This window comes from Vibrio sp. Vf1514 (genome assembly GCF_052076135.1).
GTDB lineage: Bacteria > Pseudomonadota > Gammaproteobacteria > Enterobacterales > Vibrionaceae > Vibrio > Vibrio furnissii.
Genome location: NZ_CP197268.1, coordinates 20,842 through 31,670 on the forward strand (window position 1 = coordinate 20,842; position 10,829 = coordinate 31,670).

A 10,829-nucleotide genomic window follows, 5' to 3' on the forward strand; every position below is an offset into this window, starting at 1 on the left:
TCATTGAGAGGCAGATCACTCCAACTCAGGTGCGCCTCCTTCTACGCCCTTGCTCCTCCTCCCAACTTCGGCCGGAAACAGGAGGATGTTTTGCTGGCAGAGCAGATGCACGATATGTCGCAGATGGATTAGAACCGAAAAGTGAGATTTCTCAATGAAACCTACTCAACAAAAAAGTTTTGATAAAGCTTTGTTCCAAGAAAACGTAAAACGCCACCTGACTGCAACCTATGCCACCACGATTGAGCACGCTTCGAGCCGCGCTTGGTATTTGGCGATGGGCCGCGCATTGGCAGAATTAACCACGTTTGACCTGCTGCAAACCGAGCAGGACGAGCGCATCGTGAACGCGAAAAGCCTGAACTACTTGTCACTGGAATTTCTGATTGGTCGTCTGACAGGCAACAACCTGATCAGCATGGGTCTGTACGAAGAGATTTCAGCAGCGATGACCGAACTGGGTCAAAGCCTGACTGATCTGCTGGAAGAAGAGCGCGACCCATCATTGGGTAACGGCGGTCTGGGTCGTCTGGCTGCATGTTTTATGGATTCTTGTGCTGCACAAGAATACCCAACGGTCGGTTACGGCCTGCACTATGAATACGGTCTGTTCAAACAGTCATTTGATGAAGGCCACCAAAAAGAAGCACCAGACGCATGGCGTGGTGTCGAAGGTTACCCTTGGGAAGTCGCTCGTCCTGAATTGAAACAGGAAATCGGTTTCTACGGTCACGTGGATGTGTACCAAGACAACGGCAAAGAAAAACGTCGCTGGGTACCGGGCATGATGGTTCAAGCCATGCCGTGGGACTTACCGATTGTTGGCTACCAAAGCGAAACGGTTTACCCGCTGCGTCTGTGGGAATGTCGTGCAATTGCGCCTTTCTCTCTAGAAAGCTTTAACAACGGTAACTACTTTGAAGCGCAGCACGCGTTGATTGACGCGGGCAACATCACCAAAGTGCTGTACCCGAACGACAACCACGAAAAAGGCAAGACACTGCGCTTGATGCAGCAGTACTTCCACAGTGCCGCGTCGATTCGCGACATTCTGCGTCGCCATGAAGCAGCAGGTTTCACGCTGGTAGATTTGCCAAAGCAAGAAACCATTCAGCTCAACGATACGCACCCAACCATCGCGATTCCTGAGTTGATGCGCATTCTGATCGATGAACGCGATCTGTCATGGGATGCAGCGTGGGCGATCTGTTCAAAAACTTTCGCTTACACCAACCACACCTTGTTGCCAGAAGCACTGGAAACATGGAGCGAGTCTCTGATTCAGCGTCTGCTGCCGCGTCACATGGAAATCATCTATGAGATCAACCACCGCTTCCTGCAAGAAGTACGTGCGAAATGGCCGGGTGATGTGGCGAAACAGCAAAAACTGTCGATTATCCAAGAAGGTTTCCACCGCATGGTACGCATGGCGAACATGTGTGTGATTGGCTCTTATGCGGTGAACGGCGTTGCACTCTGAGTTGGTGAAACGCGATCTGTTCCCTGAGTTCAATGAACTGTATCCGGACCGTTTGCAAAACGTGACCAACGGCATTACGCCGCGTCGCTGGCTGAAATTCTGTAACCCAGGCTTGTCTGCGCTGATCACCGATAAAATTGGTGACCAATGGCCGGCAGATCTGGATCAACTGGAGTCGATTGCTCAGTTCGCTGACGACAAAGCATTCCAGAAGCAATTCATGGCTGTGAAGAAAGAGAACAAACAGCGTTTGGCGGATTGGGTGCAAGAGAACATGGGCATCGAACTCGATACCAATGCGATCTTTGACGTCCAAATCAAGCGTCTGCACGAGTACAAACGTCAGCACCTGAACATGCTGCACATTCTGTCGCTGTACCACCGCTTGCTGAACGATCCAAGCTTTGACATGCATCCTCGCGTGGTGTTCTTCGCTGCGAAAGCGGCACCGGGTTACCACCTAGCGAAAGAGATCATCTACGCCATCAACAAGATTGCCGAGAAAGTGAATAACGATCCGCGCATCAACAACAAGTTGAAAGTGGTGTTTGTGCCAGACTACCGCGTCAGCATGGCTGAAATCATCATTCCAGCGGCGGATGTGTCTGAGCAAATCTCGACTGCAGGTAAAGAAGCATCGGGTACCGGCAACATGAAGATGGCGCTGAACGGTGCATTGACCATCGGCACCATGGACGGCGCGAACGTTGAAATTCGTGAAGAAGTGGGCGACGACAACATCTACATCTTCGGTTTGGAAGTGGATGGCGTGGAATCACTCAAAGCCAATGGTTACAACCCGTACGACTTCTACCATGCGGATCCGCTGCTGAAAGCGTCGCTGGATCTGTTGGTGGGCGACGAGTTCACGCCGGGCGCACCGGGCAAACTGCGCGCAACCTACGACAGCTTGCTTGATGGCGGCGACCCGTATTTGGTTCTGGCGGACTTCGCGTCTTATGTGGCGGCTCACGAAGCGATTGACCAGCAATACCGCGACCAAGCGGGCTGGGCGAAGAAAGCCATTCTCAATACCGCGCTGGTCGGCAAATTTAGCTCAGACCGCAGTATTCGGGATTACGTCAACAACATCTGGAAACTGGAAGCGGTGAAACGCTAAATCAGCCCAAAAAACAGCCAAGGCCCGTGCCTTGGCTGTGTCACAACCATATTAATTACAACACCCTACATGTTTTGAAGGGGAGAGTTGTCCCTTCGGAGAGAGCGATGAAAGAACAAAATGCATTAAAGCAAGTCGCAGCGATGGCAAAGATTGCCGATCACTATGTGAGCGCATGGGGCGATGAAGCGCGCGTTGAAGACGACACTATCCGTCGTCTTTTGGCGTCTTTGGGGTATGACATCACCAATGATGACACCTTACTGAAATCGGCAGAGAAAAAGCACAAGAAAGATGTGTTGGATCCTGTTCTGGTGATTCGTGAAGGTGAAGCGGTAGAAGTTCCGCTCTATCTGGGCGTGAGCGCACGCGAAAGCGAATTTAACTGGCGTCTTGAAACCGAGCAAGGAGAGGTACTTGAAGGCTATCTTCAATCTCAAATCGTTCGAGACGAGCGTGCCGAGGGTGGCCCTCTAGTGTTTGCCCTGCCAAGTGATTTGGTGTGGGGCTACCATACGTTGCACATCACACGTAAACGTCGCAAAGCGCCATATGAAATGACGCTGATCATCACGCCGCCGGCCTGCTTTAAGCAACCCGCTCTGGAACAAAGCAAAAAACTGTGGGGCCCAAGTGTGCAGCTGTACACGCTACGCACTCAGCATAACTGGGGCATTGGTGACTTTGGCGACTTGAAACAACTGGTTGCCGACATCGCATCGCGCGGTGGCGATTTTGTGGGTCTTAACCCCATCCATTCCCTGTTCCCAGCCAATCCGGAAGGCGCGAGCCCATACAGCCCGTCGTCTCGCCGTTGGTTGAACATTCTTTACATCGATGTGAGCTCTGTGCCGGAATTTGCGCTGAGCGGTGAAGCGCAGCAACGCGTCGGTAGCCCTGACTTCCAGCAACGTCTGCAAAAAGTGCGCGAAGAGCACTGGGTGAATTATACCGAAGTGGCGCAAATGAAGATGAGCGTATTACCGCTACTGTTTGCGGAGTTTAAGACACGCCATCTCGATAAAAATACCGATCGTGCCAACGCGTTCCTCAACTTTGTTGAAGAGGGCGGCGAGAGTTTGTTGCATCAAGCAACATTTGATGCGCTGCATGCTGATCTACACGCCAAAGACAGCCAAGTGTGGGGCTGGCCGGTATTCCCTGAGAAATATCGCCGTTTTGACAGCCCTGCCGTGCAGAAATACATTGAAGAGAACCAAGACAGCGTACATCTCTACATGTACCTGCAATGGATTGCGGACACGCAAATCAATGAAGCACAAGCGCTGGCGGAAGAGAAAGGCATGTCTGTTGGCTTGTACCGTGACTTAGCGGTGGGCGTGTCGGATTCAGGTTCTGAAACGTGGGCGGATGAAGGCAACTTGATCCTCGATGCCAGCATTGGTGCGCCGCCAGACATTCTGGGCCCACTGGGTCAGAACTGGGGACTGCCACCACTGAACCCGCAAGTGCTGCAAGCTACGGCGTACGATGCGTACATCAAGCTGCTGCGTGCCAACATGAAACATTGCGGCGCGCTGCGTATTGACCACGTACTGGGTCTGTTGCGTTTATGGTGGATTCCTAAGGGTGAAAACGCGACCAAAGGCGCGTACATCTACTACCCAGTGAAAGATATGCTGGCGATTTTGGCGCTGGAATCTCACCGTCATCAGTGCAGCGTGATCGGCGAAGACTTGGGCACCGTGCCGGATGAAATCGTTGAACTGCTGCGTGATGCAGGCGTGCATTCGTACAAAGTGTTCTTCTTTGAAACGTCAAAAGATGATGGCGGCTTCATTTCGCCGAAGCATTACGCTGAGCAATCTATGGCAGCGTTGTGTACGCATGACATGCCGACGCTGCGTGGTTTCTGGCATTGCGACGACCTGAAATTGGGCGGTGAAATTGGTCTCTACCCAGACGCAGAGCAATTGGCGGCGCTGTTTGACGATCGCCTGAAGTGCAAGCAAGGCATTTTGGATTCAGTGGCATGGCACGGTTTCTTGCCTGACGGCGTTGGCCGTGATGCCAGCCTCGTCCCGATGGATTCCTACCTCAGCGAAGCGCTGCAACTGCACGTTGCGGCAGGCGCTTCAGCATTGCTGAGTGTTCAGCTTGAAGATTGGTTGGAAATGGATAAACCGGTCAACATTCCGGGCACTGTCAATGAGTACCCGAACTGGCGCCGTAAGTTGTCCATGAATCTGGATGAAATTTTCGCCCGTGACGACGTGAACCGCATTGCGTCGAAACTGACGGAAGTCCGTGCGAAAGCGAGCCGATAAGATTGACGGAGTGATTTAGCATTTTCTCATGAATTACAACGAGAAGTTGAGCTTAGGTCACTCCAAGTCAAACATGAGTTCGATAAGATGGTTTAACGCTAGCAAGCCCGCACTTTAGCGGGCCTTTTTTTCTTTTTAGTGAGTTAAGGTTAGGAGTCGATATATTGAAAACGACAAAAAAGAAGCCGTCCAAACAGCAACAGGCCTATCTACAACTTTCCCGTGCCGCGTTTGCTGATCCCTTCGCTTTTTTAGGTCCTTATATAACGGGTGAACACGACGCGTTGCGTGTTTGGATGCCCGGTGCTGACGGCGTTGAGCTGGTGATTGACGGCGAACCCCGAATCGCGCTGGCGCGCGAAGATGAGTCTGGATTTGTTCTCAAATCATCCCGTGACCTTCGTTTTACTCATTATCAACTAGCGGTGAATTGGGCGGGTGTTGAGCAGCTCATTGATGACCCGTACCAATATCATTCGATTTATGCTGAGTTTGATGATCTGCACACTCCTAAGCAGATGTATCATTTCCTAGGGTCGCATTTCACGACACAAGAACGTGATGGCAAACAGATTACCGGGGTTCGCTTTTTAGTTTATGCGCCGCACGCGTCATCGTGCAGCGTGATTGGTTCGTTTAACCAGTGGGATGGTCGCCGCCATCCGATGCAACGCCTGGACTACGGCATCTGGGGCTTGTTTATTCCCGGACTCGAAGCGGGCGCGCAGTACAAATTTGAACTCAAAGGTCCAAACGGTGAAGGCTTGCCTCACAAAGCAGACCCTTGGGGCAGTTATGCCGAGCAATACCCATCCTTCGCCTCCGTGGTTTACGATCACGACGCATATCAATGGCAGGATGCGGTGTGGCAAACTCGCCCGGTGACTGAAAAACGCAAAGAAGCCCTGTCGTTTTATGAGCTACACGCGGGTTCGTGGAAACGCGGCGAAGATGGCCGCTTCCTCAACTATCGTGAATTGGCGGATCAACTGGTGCCTTATTTGGTCGATATGGGTTACACCCATGTGGAGCTGATGCCGGTGTCTGAGCATCCGTTTTATGGCTCTTGGGGTTATCAGCCAGTGGGTTTATTTGCGCCAACCAGTCGCTACGGCACACCTGATGATTTCAAATATTTCGTCGATGCCTGTCACCAAGCGGGGTTGGGCGTGGTGCTTGACTGGGTACCGGCTCATTTCCCATCGGATGACCATGGTTTGGCTAACTTCGATGGCACGCCGCTCTATCACGACCCGGATCCACGCCGAGGCTGGCATCAGGATTGGAACTCCTACATCTATGATTTAGGACGCGAGCACGTGCGCCGTTTCCTCGTTTCCAATGCGCTGTACTGGTTTGAGATGTTCCACATAGATGGCATTCGCGTTGATGCAGTGGCATCGATGCTGTACCTCGATTACTCGCGCAGTCACGATCAGTGGATTCCCAACGTCGATGGCGGCCGTGAGAACTATGATGCGATTGCGACGTTGAAATGGATGAACGAGGAGGTGTACAAATACTTCCCGAATGCGATGACCATTGCCGAAGAATCCACGGCGTTTCCGGGGGTCTCTGCGCCAACCTTTATGGGCGGTTTGGGCTTTGGCTTTAAATGGAACATGGGTTGGATGCACGACAGCTTATCGTACATTCAGGAAGATCCGGTGCACCGCAAGTATCACCACAATACGCTGACGTTCCCGCTGATTTACGCCTTTAGCGAGAACTACGTTTTGTCGCTATCGCACGATGAAGTGGTGTACGGCAAGCGCTCTCTGATCTATAAAATGCCGGGTGATGAATGGCAGCAAACCGCCAATATGCGCGCTTATTTGGGCTACATGTATGGTCAGCCGGGTAAAAAACTCAACTTTATGGGCGCAGAAATCGCTCAGACGGCGGAGTGGAATCACGACGATCAGCTGCAATGGTTCTTGTTGGACTTTCCTCGTCACAAAGGGGTGCAAAGTCTGGTGCGTGATTTGAACCATCTGTATCGCCATGAAGCGGCATTGCATGAGTTAGATTGCGATCCGAAAGGATTTGAATGGCGTCTGCAAGATTCTGCTGAAGCCAGCGTGATTGCCCATGAACGCTTTAGTGAAAATGGCGAGCGCATTCTGGTGGTCACGAACTTCACGCCTGTACCGCACGAATCGTTCCGCCTTGGCGTTCCGAATACTGGGCGTTATCAGTTGCTGCTCAACAGCGATGCCACTCAGTACGGTGGCAGTGGTTTTGAGGTCAATACGCTGGTGGCGACGGAGAAGGTAGCCAGTGAGGGGCTGCCTCAGTCACTAAAACTGCGTGTGCCGCCTTTGGCCACCTTGATGTATAAGTTGATCGATTAACGTCATCATTCCGCGATTCAAGCCCGATTTTACAATGTAAATCGGGCTTTTTTTGTATTGTAGGATCCTTGCCCGACAAGCAAGATCTTGCTTGAACAAAGGCAGTTTGTTGCTCTAATGGCAATAATTTAAATATAACTGGTTGATTTTAATGGAATGCCAAAGTGGCATCGACTTTGCTCCCTTACTCACTGAATTCGCGCTGAGCGCACTTACATCACGAACGTTTTATCGAATGGCAAAGGTTGTCTTAACCCGTTGCCTGATAAACAACCAGTTAGAAAGGAATGAGCAATGCCAACTCCATGTTATATCTCTATCGAAGGTCAAACTCAGGGTCTTATCACTGCAGGCGCTTGTACTGCGGATTCTATCGGCGATTCATTCGTTGAAGGTCATGAAGACGAAATGCTGGTTCAGCAGTTCGACCACATTGTCACCGTACCAACTGACCCACAATCGGGCCAGCCTTCAGGTCAACGTGTGCACAAACCATTCAAATTCACCGTGTCTCTGAACAAAGCCGTTCCTCTGCTGTACAACGCACTGGCTTCAGGCGAGAAGATGACGACGGTTGAACTGAAATGGTACCGCACGTCTATCGAAGGCAAACAAGAAAACTTCTTCACCACCAAGTTGGAAAACGCGTCTATCGTAGATATCCAATGTGAAATGCCACACTGCCAAGATCCAGCAAAATCTGATTTCACTCAGAACCTGACTGTTTCTATGTCTTACCGCAAAATCACGTGGGATCACGTGAACGCGGGTACTTCAGGCTCAGACGATTGGCGTAAACCAATCGAAGCGTAAGTTACGCGCGAGCTGCGTTGTCCGTCTCAAGGCGGGCAACCTTGTGAACCTTAAGCACAAAGCATCCAACCCGCACCCTAGCATCCGCTCGGTTTCGGGTGTTTTGCGCTTAAGGTTTCACCATTTTTACTGAGTATGAAGGAATGGCAGGATGGCGACGTTAAAGTATCAGTTTCATGTGGAAGGTCTGGAGGACGACACGCTGGTGGTGCGTGGGTTCGACGGGCAGGAAACCCTGTCCAGCGAACGCATAAATGGGCAGCTATGCCACGGTTTTCGTTATGAACTGGAATTGGCCAGTCGGCTTGCCAATTTAACGCCGGAGATGGTGGTAGATAAAGTCGCGGAGCTGACGCTCTATCGCGACGATGTGCTGGTTCAACGCGTGAACGGCATCGTGCGCTGCTTTACGCAGGGCGATACCGGCCACCACCACACCTTCTATTCACTCACGTTAGTCCCTGCTTTAGAGCGTTTGTCTCTGCGCCACAACAGTCGCATCTTCCAACTCAGCACCGTGCCGGAAATCATCTCCATCCTGCTGCAGGAAATGGGCATCAACGATTACGCCTTTGCGCTGACTCGCGACTGCGCGCAGCGTGAATTCTGCGTTCAGTACCGTGAAACCGACTTAGATTTTCTCCATCGTTTAGCAGCCGAAGAAGGGTTGGTGTACAGCTTCATTCATGAAGAAGGCAAGCATACACTGATATTCAGCGACGCCTCCGACAGCCTGCCGAAACTCGGCGAGCCAATCCCATACAACACGCTGGCAGGCGGCATGATTGAATCACCGTATATCTCGGCGCTGAGCGTGCACACCCAATCGGAGGTGAGCCAGACGGCGCTGCAGGATTACAGCTTCAAAAAAACGGCGTACTCCTTTGCCCAGCAAGCGGTCGGGACCGAAATGGACTACCAGCAGCCAGATTACGAACATTTCGATGCGCCAGGGCGGTATAAAGACGATGTCAGCGGCAAAGCATTCAGCCAGATCCGCCTCGATTACCTGCGCCGCAACGCGCGCACCGCAACGGGCAAAAGCAACCAACCGCTGCTGCGTCCGGGCGTGAAATTTGACCTGCAAGAGCATCTCGATGACACCTTAAACCGAGATTGGTTGGTGGTGAGTGTCACCTGCCAAGGTACGCAGCCTCAGGCGCTGGAAGAAGCTGGCGGCAATGGCGCGACCACCTACGCGAACCAATTCTCGCTCATCCCGGCGCATCGCACCTGGCGCGCCACGCCGCAAGCCAAACCTCAGGTTGATGGCCCGATGATTGCCACAGTCGTTGGCCCAGAAGGCGAAGAAATCTTCTGTGATGAATACGGCCGCGTCAAACTGCATTTCCCGTGGGATCGCTATTCCAACGGTGATGAGCACAGCTCGTGCTGGGTGCGTGTCTCGCAAGGGTGGGCGGGCAGTCAATATGGCATGATCGCCATTCCGCGCATTGGCCATGAAGTGATTGTGTCGTTTCTCAATGGCGACCCCGACCAACCGATTGTCACCGGCCGCACCTATCACGCCACCAACACCGCGCCATATGCGCTGCCAGACAACAAAACCAAAACCGTGCTGCGCACCGAAACCCATCAGGGTCAGGGTTATAACGAACTCAGTTTTGAAGACCAGGCCGGCAGTGAGCAAGTTTACCTGCACGCGCAGAAAGACTTTGATGGCCTGATTGAAAACGACCACACGAGCGTCATTCAACACGACAAACACCTCACGGTGGAGAACGACCGCTTTACTCAGATCAAAAACAATCAGCATCTGACGGTGGGCGGCGAAAGCCGTACCAAAATCGCATTAGATCAAAGCATTGAAATCGGTGGATCGCTGCATCAGAAAGTGGCCGATAAGACCATTTTCGACTCGGGTAACGAAGTGCACCTCAAAGCAGGCAATAAGTTGGTCCTCGATGCGGGCAGTGAACTCACCATCAAAGCCGCAGGCAGCTTTATCAAAGTCGATGCCGGCGGCGTGCATGTGGTTGGTTCTGCAATCAACCTCAACTCTGGTGGCAGCGCCGGATCCGGCTCGGGTTATGGTGGTAAAATGGCCGATTTGCCACATCAGATAGAGGCCACCCCAGCTGCACCCAATCCACTACCTCTACAACTTTCAGCGTCCACGATGGCAACCTTAGCCATGGCAAACGTACCGCTTGCAAAAATGTGTCAAAGGCAAAGTGATGGCTCATGTCCACGAGATGATTGCCCATGTGAACGAGGTGCCTCATGAGTCAACGGAATACCATTAATTATTGGTTAGTGGTGGATACGATTCGTATCCCTGATGCGATATCGGTGATCGCCAATGAGATGAAAGTGGAGCAAGCGATAGTTTTATTCGCAGGTTCCGATTTTGATTATTTGAAGGACAAAAGCCCATTGGTACTTAATATCGGTAGCAATAGCGCAGTATTAGAGCAGTGGCTAACACTTCCTAACTTTGACTCAAGCTCAGTGATATTTGAGTTAGATTCTCGCTACGATGGATTTGAATTCACCGACTATTTACAGTCACTACTTCAGGTTGAGGTTGATAGTAAAGCCTGTTTTTTGCGGTTTTATACCAATGCTTTTTGGAATCAAACCGCATCACAGCTAAACGATATAGACATTGCAACCCTGTTAGGCCCAGCTCAGGCTATTCACTGGGTGGATACCGCACATAATCAACAAATATTGCACTATCCAGTTCAAGTGTCTGAACCTTCTCAAGCCTTTAACCTGACCTCGCCGATTTTTAAGCTGTGGGTGTAAAC

General features: G+C 51.6%; 5 protein-coding genes and 1 pseudogene. All 6 read left to right on the forward strand.

Annotated features, from left to right (window positions below):
- Positions 1-154 precede the first annotated feature (154 nt).
- Positions 155-2,600: pseudogene (locus ACS18Q_RS14940) on the forward strand (glycogen/starch/alpha-glucan phosphorylase).
- A gap of 107 nt (positions 2,601-2,707) precedes the next feature.
- Positions 2,708-4,888 (forward strand): 4-alpha-glucanotransferase, encoded by a 2,181-nt coding sequence (gene malQ / locus ACS18Q_RS14945; protein WP_441257907.1) that lies wholly within the window; start codon positions 2,708-2,710, stop codon positions 4,886-4,888.
- Positions 4,889-5,052: 164 nt separating this feature from the next.
- Positions 5,053-7,242 (forward strand): 1,4-alpha-glucan branching protein GlgB, encoded by a 2,190-nt coding sequence (gene glgB, locus ACS18Q_RS14950; RefSeq protein ID WP_055465409.1) that lies wholly within the window; start codon positions 5,053-5,055, stop codon positions 7,240-7,242.
- 294 nt (positions 7,243-7,536) lie between these two features.
- A complete protein-coding gene (gene hcp-2, locus ACS18Q_RS14955) occupies positions 7,537-8,055 on the forward strand; it encodes a type VI secretion system effector Hcp-2 (protein ID WP_020331126.1) in 519 nt (172 codons plus the stop codon).
- A gap of 151 nt (positions 8,056-8,206) precedes the next feature.
- Positions 8,207-10,303 carry a type VI secretion system Vgr family protein gene (locus ACS18Q_RS14960; RefSeq protein ID WP_441257908.1) on the forward strand — a complete coding sequence of 699 codons (2,097 nt, stop codon included), beginning with the start codon at positions 8,207-8,209 and terminating at the stop codon, positions 10,301-10,303.
- Positions 10,300-10,827 carry a DUF4123 domain-containing protein gene (locus ACS18Q_RS14965; RefSeq protein ID WP_417870843.1) on the forward strand — a complete coding sequence of 176 codons (528 nt, stop codon included), beginning with the start codon at positions 10,300-10,302 and terminating at the stop codon, positions 10,825-10,827. Before ACS18Q_RS14960 ends, ACS18Q_RS14965 begins: the two co-directional genes overlap by 4 nt.
- Positions 10,828-10,829 lie beyond the last annotated feature (2 nt).